General features: G+C 62.6%; 19 protein-coding genes. 9 read left to right on the forward strand and 10 right to left on the reverse strand.

What is annotated here, in order from left to right:
- Positions 1-690: 690 nt before the first annotated feature.
- The 4 genes from BUB23_RS10045 to ilvB form a co-directional block, all read right to left on the reverse strand.
- The gene (locus tag BUB23_RS10045; protein WP_073102963.1) at positions 691-1,968 is read right to left on the reverse strand and encodes a TRAP transporter large permease; all 1,278 of its coding nucleotides are present in this window, start codon (positions 1,966-1,968) and stop codon (positions 691-693) included.
- Positions 1,969-2,042: 74 nt separating this feature from the next.
- On the reverse strand, positions 2,043-2,528 hold the full coding sequence (locus tag BUB23_RS10050; protein WP_218598937.1) for a TRAP transporter small permease: 486 nt from the start codon (positions 2,526-2,528) through the stop codon (positions 2,043-2,045).
- A gap of 115 nt (positions 2,529-2,643) precedes the next feature.
- On the reverse strand, positions 2,644-3,624 hold the full coding sequence (locus tag BUB23_RS10055; protein WP_073102965.1) for a TRAP transporter substrate-binding protein: 981 nt from the start codon (positions 3,622-3,624) through the stop codon (positions 2,644-2,646).
- Positions 3,625-3,710: 86 nt separating this feature from the next.
- Positions 3,711-5,459 carry a biosynthetic-type acetolactate synthase large subunit gene (gene ilvB, locus BUB23_RS10060; RefSeq protein ID WP_143160938.1) on the reverse strand — a complete coding sequence of 583 codons (1,749 nt, stop codon included), beginning with the start codon at positions 5,457-5,459 and terminating at the stop codon, positions 3,711-3,713.
- 75 nt (positions 5,460-5,534) lie between these two features.
- Here ilvB and BUB23_RS10065 point away from each other — a divergent pair, with 75 nt between their 5' ends.
- The 4 genes from BUB23_RS10065 to BUB23_RS10080 all read left to right on the forward strand — a co-directional run bounded on the left by BUB23_RS10065 (position 5,535) and on the right by BUB23_RS10080 (position 9,051).
- Positions 5,535-6,038 (forward strand): SET domain-containing protein, encoded by a 504-nt coding sequence (locus BUB23_RS10065; RefSeq protein ID WP_073102967.1) that lies wholly within the window; start codon positions 5,535-5,537, stop codon positions 6,036-6,038.
- 72 nt (positions 6,039-6,110) lie between these two features.
- Positions 6,111-6,641: a TRAP transporter small permease gene (locus BUB23_RS10070; protein WP_073102968.1), complete on the forward strand. Its 531-nt coding sequence runs from the start codon at positions 6,111-6,113 to the stop codon at positions 6,639-6,641.
- Positions 6,638-7,936 carry a TRAP transporter large permease gene (locus BUB23_RS10075; protein WP_073102969.1) on the forward strand — a complete coding sequence of 433 codons (1,299 nt, stop codon included), beginning with the start codon at positions 6,638-6,640 and terminating at the stop codon, positions 7,934-7,936. Before BUB23_RS10070 ends, BUB23_RS10075 begins: the two co-directional genes overlap by 4 nt.
- A gap of 83 nt (positions 7,937-8,019) precedes the next feature.
- Positions 8,020-9,051 carry a DctP family TRAP transporter solute-binding subunit gene (locus tag BUB23_RS10080; protein WP_073102970.1) on the forward strand — a complete coding sequence of 344 codons (1,032 nt, stop codon included), beginning with the start codon at positions 8,020-8,022 and terminating at the stop codon, positions 9,049-9,051.
- Positions 9,052-9,106: 55 nt separating this feature from the next.
- On the opposite strand, the gene BUB23_RS10085 is transcribed toward BUB23_RS10080, so the two are convergent.
- The gene (locus tag BUB23_RS10085) at positions 9,107-9,610 is read right to left on the reverse strand and encodes a nucleoside 2-deoxyribosyltransferase (RefSeq protein WP_073102971.1); all 504 of its coding nucleotides are present in this window, start codon (positions 9,608-9,610) and stop codon (positions 9,107-9,109) included.
- 11 nt (positions 9,611-9,621) lie between these two features.
- Positions 9,622-11,121 (reverse strand): AMP nucleosidase, encoded by a 1,500-nt coding sequence (locus BUB23_RS10090; RefSeq protein WP_073102972.1) that lies wholly within the window; start codon positions 11,119-11,121, stop codon positions 9,622-9,624.
- 144 nt (positions 11,122-11,265) lie between these two features.
- Here BUB23_RS10090 and BUB23_RS10095 point away from each other — a divergent pair, with 144 nt between their 5' ends.
- Complete coding sequence (locus BUB23_RS10095) at positions 11,266-12,210, forward strand: AEC family transporter (RefSeq protein ID WP_073102973.1); 945 nt, start codon at positions 11,266-11,268, stop codon at positions 12,208-12,210.
- 47 nt (positions 12,211-12,257) lie between these two features.
- Here BUB23_RS10095 and BUB23_RS10100 read toward each other — a convergent pair whose 3' ends face one another.
- Together BUB23_RS10100 and BUB23_RS10105 are read right to left on the reverse strand one after the other, a co-directional pair.
- Entirely contained in the window at positions 12,258-12,986 is a 729-nt protein-coding gene (locus BUB23_RS10100; RefSeq protein WP_073102974.1) for an ABC transporter substrate-binding protein, read from the reverse strand.
- A gap of 15 nt (positions 12,987-13,001) precedes the next feature.
- Positions 13,002-13,289 carry a 4a-hydroxytetrahydrobiopterin dehydratase gene (locus BUB23_RS10105; protein WP_073102975.1) on the reverse strand — a complete coding sequence of 96 codons (288 nt, stop codon included), beginning with the start codon at positions 13,287-13,289 and terminating at the stop codon, positions 13,002-13,004.
- Between the two features lie 324 nt (positions 13,290-13,613).
- On the opposite strand from BUB23_RS10105, the gene BUB23_RS10110 reads away from it, so the two are divergent.
- On the forward strand, positions 13,614-15,785 hold the full coding sequence (locus tag BUB23_RS10110) for a malate synthase G (RefSeq protein WP_073102976.1): 2,172 nt from the start codon (positions 13,614-13,616) through the stop codon (positions 15,783-15,785).
- A gap of 96 nt (positions 15,786-15,881) precedes the next feature.
- Here BUB23_RS10110 and BUB23_RS10115 read toward each other — a convergent pair whose 3' ends face one another.
- Complete coding sequence (locus BUB23_RS10115) at positions 15,882-16,577, reverse strand: GntR family transcriptional regulator (protein ID WP_073102977.1); 696 nt, start codon at positions 16,575-16,577, stop codon at positions 15,882-15,884.
- 130 nt (positions 16,578-16,707) lie between these two features.
- Between BUB23_RS10115 and BUB23_RS10120 the strand changes: the two genes are divergently transcribed.
- The 3 genes from BUB23_RS10120 to BUB23_RS10130 are packed head-to-tail and all read left to right on the forward strand — an operon-like array spanning position 16,708 to position 19,368.
- Entirely contained in the window at positions 16,708-17,721 is a 1,014-nt protein-coding gene (locus BUB23_RS10120) for an ABC transporter substrate-binding protein (RefSeq protein WP_073102978.1), read from the forward strand.
- Positions 17,722-17,737: 16 nt separating this feature from the next.
- Positions 17,738-18,505: an ABC transporter ATP-binding protein gene (locus tag BUB23_RS10125; protein WP_073102979.1), complete on the forward strand. Its 768-nt coding sequence runs from the start codon at positions 17,738-17,740 to the stop codon at positions 18,503-18,505.
- On the forward strand, positions 18,502-19,368 hold the full coding sequence (locus tag BUB23_RS10130; protein WP_073102980.1) for an ABC transporter permease: 867 nt from the start codon (positions 18,502-18,504) through the stop codon (positions 19,366-19,368). The genes BUB23_RS10125 and BUB23_RS10130 overlap by 4 nt, the downstream gene beginning before the upstream one ends.
- A 29-nt stretch (positions 19,369-19,397) precedes the next feature.
- Here BUB23_RS10130 and BUB23_RS10135 read toward each other — a convergent pair whose 3' ends face one another.
- The gene (locus BUB23_RS10135; protein WP_073102981.1) at positions 19,398-20,591 is read right to left on the reverse strand and encodes an acetylornithine transaminase; all 1,194 of its coding nucleotides are present in this window, start codon (positions 20,589-20,591) and stop codon (positions 19,398-19,400) included.
- Positions 20,592-20,605: the final 14 nt, after the last annotated feature.

The raw sequence follows: 20,605 nt of genomic DNA on the forward strand, positions 1-20,605 counted from the left end.
TTTGGCTGGCAAGAAAGAGGTCTGACGCTCGCCCGGCGCGGGCCGCCAGCCGGCCCGCTTGGGCATTGAGGCTGGTTTGGCCTACGGTGCTGTCTAGTCTACGGTGTCGTATGCGACGACATCAACCCATCAATCTGGCAATAGGAATCGACAACAGTCCCCCGACCTGCCTGCCCGGATGCCGAGCTCGATACCGGCGGCCGTCCAATAAACCGATTGCCAGTCCTAATACCAGCGCCCGTCCAATAAGCCGATTGCCAGGCCCGATATCAGCCGCCATACTCGATACCAGGCCCGATACGAGCCGCCGTCCGACAAACCCGATCGCCAAGCCCGATACCAGCGCCCGTCCAATAAACCGATTGCCAGATCAAATACCAGCAGCCGTCCCATCAACCCGATGTCCAGGCGCCGTGGGCGGGTGTGGGTTGGGCGAAATGTTGAGCAAGCCGCGCAGGCGGCCTGTTTCCGGGAGGCAAGCCCGCGCTTGTCTGAGCGAGACGCTTACGGACAGCCGGGGGCTGTCCGTTCCGCGAGTTCGCGGGCGCCCGGAAACAGGTTGACTGCGCGGGCAGTCACGGGCGAAGCCCGGGACCGCAGCGATATTGAGCCCAACCCACACCCGCCCACGGCGACGGGTTAAGAAAACACGACCACGGCGACGGGTTTAGAAACCCACGGTGCAACCCCCTACCCGTACACCAGCACCTTGAAGAACAGCGAAATCTCCGGCACGTAAGTGATCAGCAGCAGGCACGCCACCACCACCCCGACAAAAGGCAACAGCGGCCTGATCAGGCGCTCGATCGGCAAATTCGCCACCGCGCATGCCGCGAACAGGTTCACGCCGAAAGGCGGCGTCACCATGCCCAGCGCCAGATTCACCACCATGATGATGCCGAAATGCGCCGGCTCCACTCCGAAATGCACCGCCACCGGCAGCAGCAAAGGAGCCAGCACCACGATCGACGCCGAAGTCTCGATGAACATGCCTATGACGAACAGCGCCGCATTGACTCCCAGCAGAAAAGTGTATTTATTGCTGAATATATGGCCCAGCCATTCGCCCAGGGCCGCGGGAATGCCGGCCCGGTTGAGCAGAAAGCCGAACACGCCGGCGTTGGCGATCACGAACATGATGACCGCCGTCGACACCACCGAACGGTGCAGCGTCTTCGACAGATTGGCGAAAGTAATCCGGCGATAGATGAATATGCCGACGACCAGCGCATACACCACGGCCACCGCCGACGCCTCCGTAGGCGTGAAAATACCCCCGTATATGCCGCCAAGAATGATGCCCGGCATCAACAAGGCCAGCCAGGCCTGCTTGAAGGCCGGCCACAGCGCCAGCCGCCCGTCGCCGTCGTGCTTGCCGTAGCCATTCTTGCGCGCGTACAGCCACACATAGAGCATCAGGGCCAGGCCTATCAGGATGCCGGGACCGATGCCGGCGATAAACAATTCGCCCACCGAGGTATCGGTCGCCACGGCAAACAGGATCATGGGGATGGACGGCGGGATGATCACGCCCAGTTCCGCGGCCGAAGCCTGCAGCGAGGCGGCAAAGGGTTTGGGATAGCCGTGCTTGACCATGGCCGGAATGAGAATGGCGCCCACCGCAAAGGTGGTCGCCACGCTGGAGCCGGCGACGGCGGCGAAAATCATGCAGGTCAGAACGCAGGTGCAGGCCAGCCCGCCCTGGAAGCCACCCACCACGCTCTTGGCGAAAGCCACCATGCGCTCGGAAATCCCGCCCGCTTCCATCAGATTGCCGGCCAGAATGAAAAAAGGCACGGCGACCAGGGGGTATTTATCCAGCGATGCGTAAATCTGCTGGGCCACGACCAGCCAGGTCAGATGGCCGTCGAAACCCACGCCCAGCATGCTGCCCAAGCCTATGGACACCGCCACCGGCACTGACAGCGCAAAAAACACCAACATTGAAACAACCATCAACTGCGACATTCATTCACCCGGCGTGTTGGAGAGGACTTGGTCCGTCCCTGTATTGTTGATTATTGGCTATGGCCCGCTATGGATCAGATGACGGTATCGTCGACCACCGCCTGGCGCGGCCCTTCGGACCAATGGGCGATAACGGCCAGTATCGCCAAGGTGGTTCCGATGGGAATGGCGATATATACCCAGCTGATCGCCACATCGAGGCTGGGCATGGTCTGGAAGCGCACGCGCCAGGCCATTTGCCCTCCCACCCAGGCCAGGAAGCCCAGGAAGCCCACGCAGATGAGCAGGATCAGGTGTTCGAGCCAGCGCTTGTTGCGGGGGCCGAGCATGCTGTGCAGCATTTCGACGCTGAGCATGGCGCCCTGCCGGAACGCCAGCGCGACGCCCAGCATCACCGTCCAGATCAGGGCGGCGCGGGTCCAGGCCTCGCTCCAGTCGGCCGGCGACTCGAGGATGAAGCGGGCAATGACCTGATAAAACCCGGCCGCTACGGCCGAAAGCATCAACAACTGGGTCAGCAGGGATATAAACCGGAATAATGCGCGGTCCATCAAGCGAATAATTGGCACGACTTGTCCTGTTTGTGGCGGTGGAGGCGGCGATGGCTCCGGAAGGGAAATGGACAAGGGCTGACGCCCGCGCCAGCCCTTGAGGCATTGCCAACCGCGCTATGGATTACTGGGTATTGCGGATGGATTCAACCAGTTCTTTGCCGAATTGCTTGTAATACTGGGGATAGACCGGCTCGACCGCCTTGACGAAGGCGGCATGGTCGACCGTATTGACCTGCATGCCTCCTTTCTTGACGTCATCGATGCCGCTTTTCTCGACGGCGTCGACATAGTCGCGCATGGCGATCGCCGCATCATGGCCCGCCGCCTTGAACTTGGCCTTGTCGGCATCGGACAGGCCGTCGTAGACACTGGGCGACATCAATACCAGGGCGGGGCCGTATACATGCGACGTCAGCGAGAGGTATTTCTGCAATTGCGGCAGCTTGGCCGAGACGATCACCGACAGGGGGTTTTCCTGCCCGTCTATCGTGCCCTGCTGCAGGGCGGTGGCGACTTCGGGCCACGCCATGGGAGTGGCCAGCACGCCCAGGTGGCGGAAGGCCGCAAGGTGGATGGGGTTTTCGGTGGTGCGAATTTTCAAGCCCTTGGCATCTTCAGGCTTGGCCACCGGGCGCACGTTATTGGTAAGCTGGCGGAAACCCTGCTCGCCCCAGGCCAGGGCCACCAGGCCGCGCTTGGGAAATTCGGCAAGCATCTCCTGGCCGATATCGCCATCGAGCACTTTGCGCGCATGGGCCAGGTCGCGGAACAGGAAGGGGATGTCGAAGACGCCGGTCTTGGGGACGAAATTCAAGGTGGCGCCCGTAGATACGATGGCGAGATCTATGGTGCCCAGCTGCAGGCCTTCTATGACTTCGCGTTCGCCGCCCAGGGCGCTATTGGCGAATTGCTGGACCTTGAACTGGCCTTTGGCGCTGTCTTGTATGGCTTTGGAAAACGCGTCGGCTCCCGCGCCGTAGTGGGAATTGGTCGATAAGGCGTACGCCATTTTCAGCGTCGTTTCGGCCAATACCGGCGCGGAAGAAAAAATGCCTGCCGTCGCAACGGCAAGCATGCATTTGGAAAACCAGGTTGTACGCATTTTGTCCCTGACACTTATGGGTTATGAATTTGAAACTCAACGGGCTTTGTACATCAACCGCCGGCTCAAGGGTATTGGGGTTTTCTTTAGTCTTCGACATACCAGGTGTCTTCCGACAGCATGACCTGCTGGTGGCCGTAGCCGGCCGGCATCATGGGGAAGCAGTTTTCCTGCGCGAGCACCACCACGTCCAGGAAGAAGGGGCCGTCGTAGGCCATGCACTCCGCCAGGGCCGCGTCCAGCTGCGCCGGGTCTTCCACCCGCGCGGCGCCCCAGCCGAAAGCCTTGGCCAGCGCCACGAAATCAGGCAGGGAGGCGTTATAGCTGTGGCTGTAGCGGCCGTCATGGATCAGTTCCTGCCATTGCCGCACCATGCCCATATGGCCGTTGTTGCACAACACCAGCTTGACTGGCGTCTGGTGCTGCGTGGCGGTGGCCAGTTCCTGGATGTTCATCAGCACCGAAGCATCGCCGCTGACGCATACCACCGGCTTGTCCGGATGGGCGATCTGCGCCCCTATGGCCGCCGGCAGGCCGTAGCCCATGGTCCCCGCGCCGCCCGAGGTCAGCCAGCGGTTGGGGCGATTGAACTTGATGTATTGCGCCGCCCACATCTGGTGCTGGCCGACGTCGGTCGAGATAATGGCGTCCAGCCCCGTGAGCGCGTGATCGACGCGCTGCATCAGGTGCTGGGGCAGGATATGCTGGGCGGAGGGCGTCACCTTCAGACAGTCCTTGGCGCGCCACACGCCTATGCGCTGCCACCAGGCATCCAGCCTGGCGGGGGGCAGTTCGACCTGCGCCAATTCGCGGCGCAAGGCGCGCAACAGCGGGTAGCAATCCCCCACCATGGCCACATCGGCCCGCACCACCTTGTTGATGGAGGCCGGGTCGATGTCCAGGTGGATCTTGCTGGCATGCGGACAGAAATCCGACAGCCGGCCGGTTATGCGGTCGTCGAAGCGCGCGCCCACGCAAACAATCAGGTCGGCGTGATGCATGGCCAGATTGGCTTCCAGCGTCCCGTGCATGCCCAGCATGCCCAGGAACAGGGGGTCGTCGGCCGGAAAGGCGCCCAGGCCCATCAGGGTCAGGGTGCATGGCGCGGCCATGTCCTGCACCAGGCTGGCGAAGGCATGGCAGGCGTCCAGGCCCGAATTGATCAGGCCCCCGCCGCCATAGAACACCGGGCGCTTGGCGTTGGCGATCAGCGCCGCGGCGCGCTTGATCGCCGCCTCGGCCGTCGGGCTGCTGGTTTCGACACTGGCAAGTTCGGCGGCATCGCCGGCGGCGGGCTGTTCGGGCGGCACCAGGCCGATCTGCATGTCCTTGGGGAAATCCAGCAGGACCGGTCCGGGGCGCCCGGATGTCGTCAGGCGATAAGCCTTGGCGGCCATGGCCGCGATATCTTCGGTCCGCCGGATCTGCGCATTCCATTTGGTGACCGGGCGCGAGATGCCGATGGCGTCGCATTCCTGGAAGGCATCGGTGCCTATGGCGCTGGTGGCCACCTGCCCGCTGATGCACAGCACCGGTATCGAATCGCACATGGCGTCCAGCAGCCCGGACGTGGTATTGGCCATGCCGGGGCCGGAGGTCACCACCACCACGCCCGGCTTGCCGGTGGAGCGCGCATAGCCTTCGGCGGCGTGCATCGCCCCCTGTTCGTGCCTGACCAGCACGTGGCGGATGCGCGGCTCGGAATACAAGGCGTCGTACAAAGGCAGGACCGCTCCGCCCGGATAACCGAAAATGGTATCCACGCCATGGGCGATCAGGGTCTGGAGCAGGGCTTGTGCGCCATTTCGGCTGGCAGGGTCGGCAGAAGTATTCACGGAGTCTGGATTTATTGCATAAGATATCGATACTACAGCAGTTTATTCCCTTTTCTGCCCTGCCCCAAGGCGCCCATGACATTGACATCCAAACCCTGGCATATCGTTAAACAATCCACCCTGCACGGCACCGGCGTATTCGCCGCAAGCGACATTCCGGCCGGCACCCGCATCATCGAATACGGCGGCAGGCGCATCACGCCCGAACAGGCCGATGAGCGGCATCCCGTCAATCCCGACGATCCCTTCCACACTTTCTTTTTTTCGCTCAGCAGCGGCAAGGTGATAGACGGCGGCGACAAAGGCAACGATGCGCGCTGGATCAACCATTCCTGCGGCCCGAACTGCGAGGCCCAGGAAGGCGCTGGCGGCAAGCGTGTCTACATTGTGGCGCTCGAGGATATTCCCGCCGGCGCCGAACTGTTCTACGACTACGGCCTGGTCATGGAGGGGCGCATCACCAAGAAATTGCGGCAGCAATACCAGTGCCTGTGCGGCACCCCGGCCTGCCGCGGCACCATGCTGGCCCTGCCCAAGCGCGGGAAACCCCGAACTACCAAAACCGCCGCAACGGGGTAGCATGTTGGCTATTATTCGAAACCGACAAACAGTTACACAAAACAAAAAGTACGCCGTACCGGTTGGAGACTCATGGCAATACCCGAAGCGCATCCCGACGAACCGATAGAGCCCATACTTCCCGAGGTCCCGGAACCACCCGTCAGAGTCCCGCTCAAGATAGAGGACTGGGTCTCCGTGCTCATCCTGGCCTGCCTGGCGCTGATCACCTTCGGCAACGTCATCGTGCGCTACCTGACCGACGGCTCCTTCGCCTGGACGGAAGAAATTTCGGTATTCCTGCTTATCGTCCTGACCATGACGGCGGGCGCGACGGCCTTCGTGCGCAACCAGCATATACGCATAGAACTCATTGCCGACGGCGGCTCGCCGCAGCGCCAGCGCCGGCTGGCGCTGATCTCCAGCACCGTGGTGCTGCTGTTCTTCATATTGCTTGCCGTGCTGTCGGCGCGCATGGCCTACGACGATTACAGCTACGGCGACACCTCGCCGGCCATAGGGGTCCCCAACTGGTGGTATTCGGTGTGGATGCCCATACTGGCCACCGCCATTGCCTTGCGCATGGCCGGCATGCTGCGCCGCCTGCTGCGGGGCCAGGCATGATAGTCGCCCTGCTGTTCGTGGCCTTCCTGCTGCTGATGGTCATAGGCGTGCCCGTGGGCGTGTCCCTGGGCGTGGCGGGCACTCTCGCCATCGTGATGTCGAATCTGGATACCCAGTGGTTCGGGCTGCTGGCCGTGCCGCAGAATTTCTATGCCGGCCTGGCCAAATATCCCTTGCTGGCCATTCCCATGTTCGTGCTGGTCGGGTCTATCTTCGACCGCTCCGGCGTGGCCAGCCGCCTGGTCAATTTCGCCATCGCCATCGTCGGCCGCGGCCCGGGCATGCTGCCGCTGGTCGCCATCGCCGTGGCCATGTTCCTGGGCGGCATTTCAGGCTCGGGTCCGGCCTGCGCCGCCGCCGTGGGCGCGGTAATGATAGGGGCCATGACCAAGGCCGGCTACCCCAAATCGTTTTCGGCCAGCATCGTCGCGGCCGGCGCCTCGACCGACATCCTGATCCCGCCGTCCATCGCGTTCATCGTCTATTCCATTCTCGTGCCGCAAGCCTCGGTTCCCGCCCTGTTCGCCGCTGGCATGATTCCCGGCATACTGGCCGGCATCGCGCTGATCATACCTGCCGTGTGGCTGTCGCGGCGCCACAATATGGGCCTGCTGGAAAGCAGCCTGCCGCGTCCGCCATTCTGGCGCAGCCTGCTGGAGGCGACGTGGGGTCTGATCGCCCCGGTCCTGATCCTGGGCGGGATGCGCATGGGCCTCTTCACCCCGACCGAAGCCGCGGTCGTCGCGGTTTTCTATGGCCTTTTCATAGGCATGTGCGTGCATCGCACCATCAAGTTCCGCGACCTCTTCCTGATCCTGCGCGAGGCCGCGGAGCTTTCCGCCGTGATCATGCTGGTCGTCACGCTCGCCGGCATCTTCGCCTGGGCCTTGTCGACGCTCAGCGTCATCGACCCCATCACCAACGCCATCGTCAATTCGGGACTGGGCGAATACGGCGTGCTGTCGCTGCTGATCGTGCTGCTGATGACGCTGGGCATGTTCCTGGACGGCATTTCCATCTTCCTGATTTTCGTGCCCCTGCTCATGCCCATCGCCAATGCCTACCATTGGGATCCCGTATGGTTCGGCGTCCTGCTGACGCTCAAGGTGGCGCTGGGGCAGTTCACGCCCCCGCTGGCGGTCAACCTGATGGTCTCGTGCCGCATCGCCAAAGTGCCCATGGAGAGCACGGTGCGCTGGGTGGTCTGGCTGCTGGCGTCGATGTTTCTGGTGCTGGTCCTGGTCATTGTGTTCCCGGAACTGGCATTGTGGCTGCCCCGCTACCTGGGCTACTAAACACGCCGGCGGCGGGCCGCCGCCGGCACTTCACCAACCTTACGCTGTCCCAAGCTGTCCCAACCCGCAAAAAAGGAATACCCATGAAGATCCGTGCTCTGTTTGGCGCCCTCGCATGCTCGGTAGCCGCTCTTGCCGCTACATCCACGGCCTGCGCAGCCAACTATAAATCCGAATACAAGCTGTCCATCGTCGTCGGCACGACGTTTCCCTGGGGCCAGGGCGCCGAAATCTGGTCCAGGCTGGTGCGCGAGCGCACCGATGGCCGCATCAACATCAAGATCTATCCGGGCACATCGCTGGTGCAGGGCGACCAGACCCGCGAATTCACCGCCATCCGCCAGGGCCTGATCGACATGGCGATAGGCTCGACCATCAATTGGTCGCCGCAGGTCAAGCAGCTGAACCTGTTTTCCCTGCCCTTCCTGATGCCCGACTACGCCGCCATCGACGCGCTGATACACGGCGAAGTCGGCAAGACGCTGTTCAAGGATATTGAAAAAGCCGGGGTCCTGCCACTGGCCTGGGGCGAGAACGGCTATCGCCAGCTCAGCAACTCCAAGCATGCCATCAAGGCTCCCGAAGACCTCAAAGGCCTGAAGCTGCGCGTCGTCGGCTCGCCCTTGTATATAGACATCTACAGCGCCCTGGGCGCCAACCCAACGCAAATGAGCTGGGCCGACGCCCAGCCGGCGCTGGCCAGCGGCGCGGTCGACGGGCAGGAAAATCCGCTGTCGATCTACGCCGGCTCCAAGCTGTACACCGTCGGGCAAAAATACCTGACGCTCTGGAATTACGTGGCCGATCCGCTGGTCTTCGTGGTCAACAAGCAGGTATGGGAATCGTGGACCGAAGCCGACCGCAAAATCGTGCGCGAGGCCGCCATCGAGGCAGGCAAGCAGGAAATCGTCATTGCCCGCAAAGGCGTCACGCCCGAGGATCCATCCATGCTCAAGGACATCGAAAGCCATGGCGTCACGGTTACCAGCCTGACTCCCGAACAGCACGACGCCTTCGTCACTGCGACCAAGCCCGTGTTCGAGAAATGGAAAAAAACCATAGGCGAGGACCTGGTTACGCAAGCCCAGAAAGACATCGCCAACCGCAAGAAATAAGCCGCGGCGGCCCGGCCCGGAGCCCGCCGCGGCCAGGCCGCCTTGCCTGTGCCGGTCAGCGCATCGCGCCTGCCGGTATTTGCTGCAGGCAGTCTTCGGCGCCGCCCACCACCACGTGGGCGCTGCAGGCTATCATCAGATTCAGGTTCAGGCCGAAGTCCTCGACGCTATAGCCCTGGGTATCGACATAGCTGCGGGTGCCTGGGGTCTTGTGCACCGCCACCTGCTCGACCAGGGAACGGCCCTGGTCTGTATATACCCACACCGGCTTGTTCAAGGCCGTGGCGTAGCCGACTTCGAACACGGTTCCCGAATCCGGTTCGGCGCCGCGAAACGCATTGAGATTGGCCATGACGATGTCGGCCTGCTCCAGCAGGGCGATATTGGCGCGGTATATCCAGCGCGCCAGCTCCAGGGTGGTCAGGTTGCGGGGCGCGGCATTGTCCAAAGGGTAAAGGCCTTCAAAGCCGTATTTCTGGCATAGCGTCTTCAACTGCTCGCCGTATTGCAGGGCATCCGGGCGAAACACGTCGAAGCCGGCCAAATATATCTTTTTCAACGCCTGTCCTCCTACTTGAAGGCGGTTTCGATAAAGCTGCGCAATTTGCGCGAATGCAGGCGCTCGCGCGGCATCTCGCGCAGGTTCTCCAGCGCCCGTATGCCTATGTGCAAATGCTGGCTGACCTGGGTGCGATAAAAATCGCTGGCCATGCCGGGCAGCTTCAATTCGCCGTGCAAGGGCTTGTCGGACACGCACAGCAGGGTGCCATACGGTACGCGGAAACGGAAGCCATTGGCGGCGATGGTGGCCGATTCCATGTCCAGCGCGATCGCCCGGGATTGCGACAAGCGCTGCACCGGCTCGCGGTGGTCGCGCAATTCCCAGTTGCGGTTATCGATGGTGGCCACCGTGCCCGTGCGCATGATCTTTTTCAGTTCCCAGCCGGACAGGCCCGCCACTTCGGCCACGGCCTCTTCCAGCGCAACCTGGATTTCAGCCAATGGCGGCACGGGCACCCAGCTGGGCAGGTCGTCGTCCAGCACGTGGTCCTGGCGCACATAGCCATGGGCCAGCACATAGTCGCCCAGCCTCTGGGTGGTGCGCAGCCCGGCGCAATGGCCCAGCATCAGCCAGGCCGAGGGGCGCAGCACGGCGACGTGGTCGGTAATGGTCTTGGCGTTCGACGGCCCCACCCCGATATTGATCAGGGTGATGCCCATATGCTTGTCGCGCACCAGGTGGTACGACGGCATTTGCGGAATGCGGCTCAGCGGCAGGCCTATGCGCTCGGCGCCGGGCCCGGCGCCGGTAACGATATTGCCCGGCTCCACCAGAGCGGTGTAGCCGCCCTCGCCCGAAGCCAGTGTTTCCTTGGCCCACTGGCAAAATTCGTCGATGTAGAACTGGTAGTTGGTGAACAGCACGAAATTCTGGAAATGCTGCGGCGCCGTAGCCGTATAGTGCTGCAGGCGGTGCAGGGAATAATCCACCCTGGGCGCGGTAAAAGGCGCCAGCGGCAGGGGCTCCTCCGGCTTGCCTTGCCATGTGCCGTTCACGATGGCGTCATCGGTCACCGCCAGGTCGGGCACATCGAAATGGTCGCGCAATGAATCGCCCAGCGTGTCCGAATACACCCCTTCCACATACTGGCCGTCGGTAAACGAAAAATGCAGCGGTATGGGCATGTCGGATTCGCCGATTTCGACCGGCACGCCGTGATTCTTGATCAGCAGACCCAATTGTTCCAGCAGATAGTCGAAATACAGCGCGGGCTGGGTGATGGTGGTCATGTAAGTGCCGGGCTCGACCACATGGCCGTAGGACAGGCGGCTGTCCACCCCCTGGTAGGTGTCGACCTTGATGCGTATGGCCGGATAGTAGGCCCGCACGCGCTGCTTGGGGACGAACCGCCCCTGCGCGTACTCGCCGAAGGCATCCCGGATGAAGGCCGTGTTCCTGGCATAGATTTCAACGAGCCGTTCGACCGCCGCGCGCGCATCCATGAAGCCCATGAATGGAATCACCGCCGGCAAAAGAGTGGGAGAGTTGGAATTCGAAGTATCAAACATGGCTTGCCACCAAACAAAATAACAGTATAGAAACGCACTATGACACTAAATGCCGGATCTGGCATCCGCAAGCGGGGTCTCCAACGCAGGCAATGATTATTTGCTTTAATACGCCACACCCGAACCCGCCAGCCAGGACCTCCCTTGAGCGTCATCATCAATGCCGTCTTCCCCCTTTTTGCGCTGATACTGATAGGTTATATCAGCGGGCGCAAGCGGCTGCTCGGCGCCGGGGCGATAGACAGCCTGAACAAGTTCGTGGTGTGGATGGCCCTGCCCGCCCTGCTGTTCCAGTCCATGGCGCAAATCACCTGGGAGCAGATCAACCAGCCCGGCTACGTCGCGGCCTCCAGCCTGGCCATCGCCGCGGTGTTCGGCGCCTCGTACGGGCTGGACCGCCGTCGCCGCGGGCGGCTGGCCGATGCCAGCATAGAAGGCCTGGCCGCCTCGTACTCGAATGCCGGCTTCATGGGCATACCCTTGTGCCTGATGGTATTCGGCCCCAGCAGCCTGCCCGCCGTCATCATCGCCACCCTGCTGACCGCCTGCGCATTGTTCGCTTTTTCCATCGTGCTGATAGAAATCGACCTGCAGGGGTCGCGCAGCGTGCTGGGCACCACGCGCAAGGTCGCGCTATCGTTGCTGCGCAATCCGCTGGTGGCCGCCCCGGTGCTCGGCCTGGCGCTGGCCGCGGCCCAGGTGGCGCTGCCTTACGCCGTGCTGCAATTCACCACTCTGCTGGGCGCCGCGGCCAGCCCCTGCGCGCTGGTCACCATAGGCCTGTTCCTGGCGCAAAGTGAACCCACCGGGCACCATGGCGCGGTATGGCGCATTGTGCTGCTCAAACTGTTCCTGCATCCGCTGATCACGTTCGTGCTGGTGCGCTGGGTCTTCGACATGCCGCCGCTATGGGCCAGCACCGCCGTGCTGCTGGCGGCGCTGCCGGTAGGCACCGGCCCTTTCATGCTGGCCAAGCTCTACGAGCGCGAACCGGCCGTTACATCGCGGGCGATATTGATCTCGACGGTGCTGTCGCTGGCGACGGTATCAGTGCTGGTGGCCTGGCTGGGCATACCGGCGATGCCCTAGGCCGGATCGGCCCCGAAACGCCATGATCCGGCGGGCGGGCGGCCCGATCAGGGCGCCACGCCGGCGTCGTGCTGGCCGCTGCGCTCCAGCGCTTGCGCCACGAAGCCGCTGGCCTTCATCTCGTCGACGAACGACATCAGGTATTCCAGGCCTGGCCCGCGGCCCTTGGGCGTGGCCATGGCCTGCTCGATCACGGTAAAGCAGCCGTCGATGACCCGCAGATCGTCGCGCGTGGCCGCGAAAGCGGCCAGCGGCTGCCGCACGCCCGCCGCCGCATCGAGCGACTGCTCGAGGAACAGGCCTATGGCCGCCGCGGACGTATCGGCCCGCAGGATTTCGGCATGCCGGAGGCTGCGGCTCAGGAACAGGTCGTAGGCGGCGCCCCTGCCCACCGCAATGCGCACGCCCGGGCTGTCGACGTCGCCTATGGAACGCAGGGAAGAGCCGGCCGGCACCAGATAGCTGCCCTCGATGATGACATAAGGGCGGGTGAACATGACTTTTTCGGCGCGCAGCGGATCGATCGCCATGAAAGCGATGTCCCAGACGTCGGCGTCGGCCGCCGCAAAGACTTTGCCGGCCCCATCGTAAGTGATGAATTCCAGCGGCACGCCCAGCCGCCGCGCCAGCTCCTGCGCCAGATCGGCCGACACGCCCATGGGCGCCTGCGTTTGCGGCTGCGGCTGCGCCAGCACCGGATTGCCGAAATTGATGGCCACGCGCAACGCGCCCGTGGGCGCCAGGTCTTGAATCACGGTATTCAACTCAGTCTGCATACGATATCCCGAAAATTAGGCCAATTGGTCCATGAACAAAGCCAGGGCCACGTCACGCTCGGTGACGCCCTTGGCGTCATGGGTGGTCAGGGTGACGCTGAGCCGATTGTAGACATTCGTCCATTCCGGGTGATGATCCAGCTTTTCCGCCTGCATGGCAACGCAAGTCATGAACCCGAAAGCCTCGTTGAAATTCTTGAAAATAAAGGTTTTATGGATGGCGTCGCGCCCTTCCGTTGCCGACCAGCCTTCCAGCAGCAGCAAGGCTGATGGCGCGCCGATCAATTTCAATTGGTTTTTCATGATCTGTCCTTTGTCGTGGATAGGCCAAAAAGGAAACACACTGTTCAGGGCGGCCGATTATCCCCTGGGCGGGCATATCCCTTGACGCCACAAGGCACTCAAAGTACCCAAATGGGGCGCCATTCCAGACCGATAAGATACTTTTGGTATCAGGTCCTTTGACTTTGGGTGATGTTGAGTCCTTGTACGCTACAGTCCATAATAGGTGTGCGCCCTGACAACAGTCTACTCGCTCCAGGTTACAACGCCTATACATGACATGGCGCCAGTCCCCGGGGCCAGGGGGGTGCGAGCCCGATTTCCCCTAACCCCGAAGGACCCGCCATGACCGAAAGAACCTCCTGCAAACGGCTGCAAGTCGCCGCCGAACTTCATCGCTTCGTCGAGCAGGAAGCCTTGCCCGGCACTGGCGTCGCCGCCGATGCCTTCTGGTCTGGTTTCGATAAGCTGGTCCATGATCTGGCGCCGAAGAACCGGCAGCTGCTGGCCGAGCGCGACCGCCTGCAAGCCGAACTGGACAACTGGTACCGCCAGAATCCCGGCCCCATCCGCGATGCCGCCGCCTACCAGGCCTTCCTGCGCCAGATCGGCTACCTGCAGGACGCGCCCGCCAGCGTGCGGGTCAAGACCGACAGGGTCGACACTGAAATAACCCAGCAGGCCGGCCCGCAGCTGGTCGTGCCCATCACCAACGCGCGCTATGCGCTGAACGCCGCCAATGCGCGCTGGGGCAGCCTGTACGATGCCTTGTACGGTACCGACGCCATTTCGGAAGCGGACGGCGCGACGCGAGCCGGCGGCTACAACCCGGTGCGCGGCGCCAAGGTCATCGCCTTCGCGCGCAAATTCCTGGACGACAGCATCCCGCTGGCCCAGGGCTCGCATGCCGATGCGACGGCCTACACTGTCGATAACGGCCAATTGCGGGTCGCGCTGGGCGAAGAACAACAAACCACGCTGGCCCAGGCCGGCCTGTTCCTGGGCCATCGCGGCGAGGCTGCCGCGCCCGAGGCGCTGGTGTTCAGGCACAACGGTCTGCATTTCGAAGTGCAGATCGACGCCGCCCACCCCATAGGCAGGCAGGATCAGGCCGGCATAAAAGATGTGCTCCTGGAATCGGCGCTGACCACCATCATGGACTGCGAGGACTCCATCGCCGCCGTCGATGCGCAAGACAAGGTCTGCGCCTACCGCAACTGGCTGGGCCTGATGAACGGCACGCTGACCGAAGAAGTCTCCAAGGGCGGCAAGACCTTCACCCGCCGCTTGAACCCCGACCGCAGCTACACCGCCGTCAACGGCGAAACCCGCAAGCTGCACGGCCGCTCGCTCATGTTCATACGCAACGTCGGCCACCTCATGACCAATCCGGCGGTGCTCGACGAGCAGGGCCAGGAGGTCCCCGAAGGCATCCTGGACGCGGTGTTCACCTCGCTGATCGCCATGCACGATCTGCAAAAGGGCGGCAACTCGCGCAGCGGCTCGATTTACATCGTCAAGCCCAAAATGCACGGCCCGGCCGAAGTCGCCTTCGCCAGCGAGCTCTTCGCCCGCACGGAAGCCCTGCTGGGGCTGGCGCCCAACACCATCAAAATGGGCATCATGGACGAGGAGCGGCGCACCAGCACCAACCTGAAGGCCTGCATCGCGCAAGCCCATGAACGCGTCGCCTTCATCAACACCGGCTTTCTCGACCGCACCGGCGACGAAATGCATACGTCCATGGAGGCCGGGCCCATGGTGCGCAAGGGCGACATGAAGCGCAGCGTCTGGATCGACGCCTATGAACGCAACAATGTGCAGGTCGGCCTGGAGTGCGGCCTGCGCGGCCAGGCCCAGATCGGCAAGGGCATGTGGGCCATGCCCGACCTCATGGCCGACATGCTCGCCCAGAAAATCGGCCATCTCAAGGCCGGCGGGAACACCGCCTGGGTGCCATCGCCCACCGCCGCCACGCTGCATGCCTTGCACTACCACCAGGTGGACGTCCAGGAAATCCAGCGCGGCATGGAAGGCAAATCCGAACCCCTGCTCGACAAGATCCTGACCGTCCCCGTCGCCGCGGACACCAATTGGTCGGCCCGGGAAATCCAGGAAGAGCTCGACAACAACGCCCAGGGCATCCTGGGCTATGTCGTGCGCTGGATAGATCAAGGCATAGGCTGCTCCAAAGTGCCAGATATCCACAACGTCGGCCTCATGGAAGACCGCGCCACCTTGCGGATTTCCAGCCAGCATATGGCGAACTGGCTGCGCCACGATATCGTAAGCGAAGCGCAGGTCAATGAAACCATGCAGCGCATGGCCGCGGTGGTCGACGGCCAGAACGCGGGCGATCCCGCCTATCTGCCCATGGCCGGCAACTTCGACACATCCGCCGCCTACAAAGCCGCCTGCGACCTGGTGTTCAAGGGCCTGGAACAGCCCAATGGCTACACCGAGCCGCTGCTGCACAAATGGCGCCAGGTGGTGAAGAACTCCGGCCCAAGGTCCTGAGCCTCTTCGCCACCATTCGGGGGATCCTTCGGTTCCGGATGAAAGCCGCCTCGCTCGACCTCGCCGTGAACGGCGAGGTCTGCGCTTTGCCCGTGGTCAAGGCCTGCGCGCAGGGGTAAAGTATTGCGGATGCGCCTGGCGTATCTTTTCCACGTACTCCAGCGTGCCCGACAAATGCGCCCGCAAGCTGTCCTGAGCCTGGGCCGGCTCGCCCGCCTCTATGGCCGCGAGTATCCGGCCGTGGTCGCTGACAATCCGGTCCAGCTTGCCGCTGGCCGGCAAATGCAAGCGGCGCAGGCGGTCGATATGCCCGCTGCGGCTGTGTACCAGCGTCCATAAGGCCTCCTTGCCCGCCGCCCGGTACATGCGGCGATGAAAAGCCTGGTCCGTTTCGGTGAAGCCGCCCAGGTCTGGCGTGTCGCGCAGGATTTCCTGGCGACGCAGCAAAGCCTTCAGGTCGGCTATCAATTCCGGCGGCCGGCTCAGCGCCAATTCGCGCACGATCTCCAGCTCTATCGCTTTGCGCAAAAAATGGGTCTCCTGCGCAAACCCGATATCGATCAGGCTCACGCGGGTGGCCGCCTGCGGAAACACATCGACCAGCCTTTCCTCGGTCAGCTTCAGCAAAGCCTCGCGCACGGGCGTCTGGCTCACATTGAACTCGGCCGACAATTGCACCCGCGACAGCGGCTCGCCGGGCAAAAGATCCAGCGATACGATCTGGGCGCGCAGCAATTCATACAGCTGCGGCGCGGCGTGGCGCCCCCGGTCCAGTTCTATTTGCGGCTTCATAGCTAAAACCCATCAGTCGGTCTGGTTGATAAAAAACTTAAGACTTAAATTGAATATACTAATATGTTAGTATATTTCCAGTTGATTTGCGGTACCTGCAGGGCATAACAGTAATTCAACGGAGACAAACATGAGACTCACAAGCAAATACGCGGCAGCCATCCTGCTGGCCGCGTTCACTGGCATGGCGGCAAGCGCCCATGCCCAGGAAAAAACCGAGATTACCATTACCAAGCAGCCCAGCATTCTGTACCTGCCGGCCTTGGTCATGCAGAAGCAGGGGCTCATAGAAAAAAGCGCGGCGCAGGACGGCGTGAAAAACCTCAAGGTGAATTGGCGTTCGTTCAGCAGCGGCGGCGCGTCCACCGACGCCCTGCTGTCGGACAACGTCGAGATCGTCAACAGCGGGCTGGGCAACCTGCTTCTTTTGTGGGATCGCACCAAGGGCAAGGTCAAGGGCATCACCACCAATTCGGCCCTCCCCCTGGAGCTGGTCAGCCGCGACCCGAAAATCAAGACGCTGAAGGACTTCGGACCCAGGGATAAAATCGCCGTGCCGACGGTGCGCGTATCGACCCAGGCCATCCTGCTGCAGATGGCCGCCGAAAAAGAATTCGGCAAGGACAACTGGTCCAAGCTGGACGCCAATACCGTGCAGCTTGGACATCCCGACGCCGCAGCCATGCTGGCCAACGCCAGCGGCGAGATTTCCACCCACTTCGCGGCTCCGCCCTTCAGCTACAAGGAACTCAAAACGGTTCCCAATGCGCATGTGCTGTTAAGGTCGAATGACATTATCGACGGCGGCCTGTCCCAATCCACCCTGTTCACCACCACAAAATTCGCCGAGGCCAATCCCAAGATCATCAAGGCCGTGCTTGCCGCCTCGGAAGAAGCCATCGCCTTCATCAAGGCCCACCCGGATCAGGCCGTGGACATCTACCGTGAAATCAGCGGCGACCAGACCAGCGCCGCCGAATTGCTGGACATGCTCAAGCAACCGGGAATGATGGACTTCCAGATGGCGCCGGCCGGCTCCATGAAGTTTGCCGAACACATGAGCAAGGTCGGCATCCTGAAGACCAAGCCCGCCAAATGGACCGACTACTTCATGCCCGAGTCGGCGGGACTGAACGGCAGTTGAGGCTCTGGAGACCGGAATGGCATATCTGCTGGAAGTCGATGCCGTGACCCTGAGGTATAAAACCCCGGAAAGCATCATTACCGCGACCAACAAGGTCAGCTTCAACGTCAATAGCGGCGACCGGTTTGTGCTGCTGGGGCCGTCGGGTTGCGGCAAGTCGACGCTGCTCAAGGCGGTCGGAGGCTATCTGGCGCCAGAGGAAGGCGAAATCCGCATCAAGGGCAAGGCAGTCAGGAAGCCGGGGGCGGACCGCATGATGGTGTTCCAGGAATTCGACCAGCTCCTGCCCTGGAAGACCGTGCTGGAAAATGTGATGTTTCCGCTGCTGGCCGCGCGCAAAATGCCCAGGAAAGAAGCGCAGGAGCGCGCCCGCGCCTATGTGGAAAAAGTGCACCTGGGCCAGTTCGCCGACAGCTATACCCATACCCTGTCGGGCGGCATGAAACAGCGCGTCGCCATTGCGCGCGGCATGTCCATGGAGCCGGACATCCTGCTCATGGACGAGCCCTTTGCCGCGCTCGACGCCCTGACACGCCGCCAGATGCAGGACGAGCTGCTGCAGCTGTGGGAGGACACCCGGTTCACCGTCATGTTCGTCACCCATTCCATCGCCGAGGCGATCCGGATCGGCAACCGCATCCTGCTGTTGTCGCCGCACCCCGGCGAGGTCAAGGCCGAAGTCAGCGACGTGGAATCCGTGGCGGACGATGCCGCGGCGGCCGCCGAGCTCGAGCAGGAGATTCATGGCTTGCTCTTTGATCCGCAAGGAGCGCACACCGAATGACGCGCGCAACCATCACTCTGAAGAAGGACAGCGCCGACGGCGACAGCGCCCGGCATGTCGTCGTTGTCCGCGAGCTGCCGCTCATACAGAAACTGTGGAGCGACGCCTTTGTCCGCAAGACCGTCATCATCCTGCTGCTGGCGCTCGCCTGGGAGATATACGGCAGGCTGCTCGACAATCCCCTGCTGTTCCCCACCCTGTCGGACACCATCGCCGCCTTCATCGACCGCATCGGCGACGGCATCCTGGTCGACAGGGCCTGGACGTCGATCAAGGTCCTCCTCATAGGCTACGCCCTGGGCATCATACTGGCCGCCGTCATCACCATACTGGCCATCAGCACCCAGATAGGCACCGACTTCCTTGAAGTCATGACGGCCATGTTCAACCCACTGCCCGCCATTGCCCTGCTGCCGCTGGCGCTGATCTGGTTCGGGCTGGGCACGACCAGCATTGTCTTTGTACTGCTGCACTCCGTGGTGTGGGTGGTGGCGCTCAATACGCAGTCAGGCTTTCTGGCGGTTTCGCATACCTTGCGGATGGTGGGCCGCAACTATGAACTGACCGGCCTGAGGTATGTCGCCAAGATCCTGATTCCAGCCGCCTTTCCGTCCATCCTTACCGGGCTGAAGATAGGCTGGGCCTTCGCATGGCGCACGCTGATCGCCGCCGAACTGGTCTTCGGGGTGGCCTCCGGCCAGGGCGGCCTGGGCTGGTTCATCTTCGAAAACCGCAACCTGCTCGACATACCCGCCGTGTTCGCCGGCCTGCTGACCGTCATCATCATCGGGCTTATCGTGGAAAACCTGGTTTTCCGCCTGATAGAAAAGAAAACCGTGCGGCGCTGGGGCATGCAGGGCTAGCCGGCGCGGCGCCGCGCCGGCACTGCCTTCTAGGCGGCGCGCACCTTGCCTATGACCTCGTCCAGGCGCTGGAGCATCAGGTCGATTTCCCCGGCCGTGACATTCAGGGCCGGCATGAAGCGCAGCAGATTGGGGCGCGGGGCATTGAGCAGCATGCCTTCGGGCATCCAGTCGCGCGCCGTCTCGACGATGGCGGCGCCGTCATTGCGATCCAGCATCAAGGCGCGCAGCAAGCCTTCGCCGCGCTCGCCCTGCATGCCCCATTGCGCCGACAGGGCCAGCAGGCCTTCGGACAACTGGCGCGCGCGCGCATTGACCTCGTCCATGAAGCCGGGGGCCGTCAGGGTGTCGAACACCGCGACGCCAGCCGCCGTCATCAGCGGATTGCCGTTATAGGTGCCGCCCTGGTCGCCGTGCTCGAAGCACGACACGGCCTCGCGCGCGCACAAGGCCGCCAAGGGCACGCCGCCGCCTATGCCTTTGCCCAGCGTCATGATGTCGGGCGTTATGCCGGAGAGTTCATAGGCGAACAGCTTGCCCGTGCGGCCCATGCCGGTCTGCACTTCGTCGACGATCAGCAGCAAGCCATGGTCGTCGGCCAGCTTGCGCAGGCCCTGCATGAATTCGCGCGTCGCCGGAATGACGCCGGCCTCGCCCTGGATGGGTTCGAGCATGATGGCCACGGTCTGGTCGTCGATCAGGGCGCGCACCGAATCCAGGTCGTTCAGGTCGGCCTTGGGGAAGCCTTCCACTTGCGGCGCGAACAGCGTGTCCCAGCCTGGCTTGCCCGATGCCGACATGGTGGCGATCGTGCGGCCGTGGAAACTGTGGTCGAAGGTAATGATCTTGAAGGCGCCCTTGCGGTTCAGACGGCCCCATTTGCGCGCCAGCTTGATGGCCCCTTCGTTGGCTTCGGCGCCGCTATTGGCGAAAAAGATGCGGTCGAAGCACGAGGCTCCGGTCAGGCGCTTGGCAAGCTCCATGGACGGCTCGTTGTAGAACGCCGGCGAGGGGTTGATCAGGCGCGCGGACTGCTCGTTGATGGCCTTGACGACTTCCGGGGGGCAATGCCCCAGGCAGTTCACGGCCCAGCCCTGAACGAAATCCAGATAGCGCTTGCCAGTGTGGTCCTCCAGCCACGAGCCTTGCCCGCGCACAAATACCAGCTCGGGACGCGAAGTGATTTCCATTAGCGCGTTCACACCCGACCGATCAAATTTCATTTTGGCATCCTGTA

It is taken from the genome of Pollutimonas bauzanensis (assembly GCF_900129885.1).
GTDB classification, from domain to species: Bacteria; Pseudomonadota; Gammaproteobacteria; order Burkholderiales; family Burkholderiaceae_B; genus Pollutimonas; species Pollutimonas bauzanensis.

Excerpts from the sequence above, each read along its gene's own strand:
- BUB23_RS10045 (WP_073102963.1), bottom strand. The coding sequence starts at position 1,968 with ATGTCGCAGTTGATGGTTGTTTCAATGTTGGTGTTTTTTGCGCTGTCA.
- BUB23_RS10055 (WP_073102965.1), bottom strand. The coding sequence starts at position 3,624 with ATGCGTACAACCTGGTTTTCCAAATGCATGCTTGCCGTTGCGACGGCA.
- BUB23_RS10065 (WP_073102967.1), top strand. The coding sequence starts at position 5,535 with ATGACATTGACATCCAAACCCTGGCATATCGTTAAACAATCCACCCTG.
- BUB23_RS10070 (WP_073102968.1), top strand. The coding sequence starts at position 6,111 with ATGGCAATACCCGAAGCGCATCCCGACGAACCGATAGAGCCCATACTT.
- BUB23_RS10075 (WP_073102969.1), top strand. The coding sequence starts at position 6,638 with ATGATAGTCGCCCTGCTGTTCGTGGCCTTCCTGCTGCTGATGGTCATA.
- BUB23_RS10080 (WP_073102970.1), top strand. The coding sequence starts at position 8,020 with ATGAAGATCCGTGCTCTGTTTGGCGCCCTCGCATGCTCGGTAGCCGCT.
- BUB23_RS10090 (WP_073102972.1), bottom strand. The coding sequence starts at position 11,121 with ATGTTTGATACTTCGAATTCCAACTCTCCCACTCTTTTGCCGGCGGTG.
- BUB23_RS10100 (WP_073102974.1), bottom strand. The coding sequence starts at position 12,986 with ATGCAGACTGAGTTGAATACCGTGATTCAAGACCTGGCGCCCACGGGC.
- BUB23_RS10105 (WP_073102975.1), bottom strand. The coding sequence starts at position 13,289 with ATGAAAAACCAATTGAAATTGATCGGCGCGCCATCAGCCTTGCTGCTG.
- BUB23_RS10110 (WP_073102976.1), top strand. The coding sequence starts at position 13,614 with ATGACCGAAAGAACCTCCTGCAAACGGCTGCAAGTCGCCGCCGAACTT.
- BUB23_RS10115 (WP_073102977.1), bottom strand. The coding sequence starts at position 16,577 with ATGAAGCCGCAAATAGAACTGGACCGGGGGCGCCACGCCGCGCCGCAG.
- BUB23_RS10120 (WP_073102978.1), top strand. The coding sequence starts at position 16,708 with ATGAGACTCACAAGCAAATACGCGGCAGCCATCCTGCTGGCCGCGTTC.
- BUB23_RS10125 (WP_073102979.1), top strand. The coding sequence starts at position 17,738 with ATGGCATATCTGCTGGAAGTCGATGCCGTGACCCTGAGGTATAAAACC.
- BUB23_RS10130 (WP_073102980.1), top strand. The coding sequence starts at position 18,502 with ATGACGCGCGCAACCATCACTCTGAAGAAGGACAGCGCCGACGGCGAC.
- BUB23_RS10135 (WP_073102981.1), bottom strand. The coding sequence starts at position 20,591 with ATGAAATTTGATCGGTCGGGTGTGAACGCGCTAATGGAAATCACTTCG.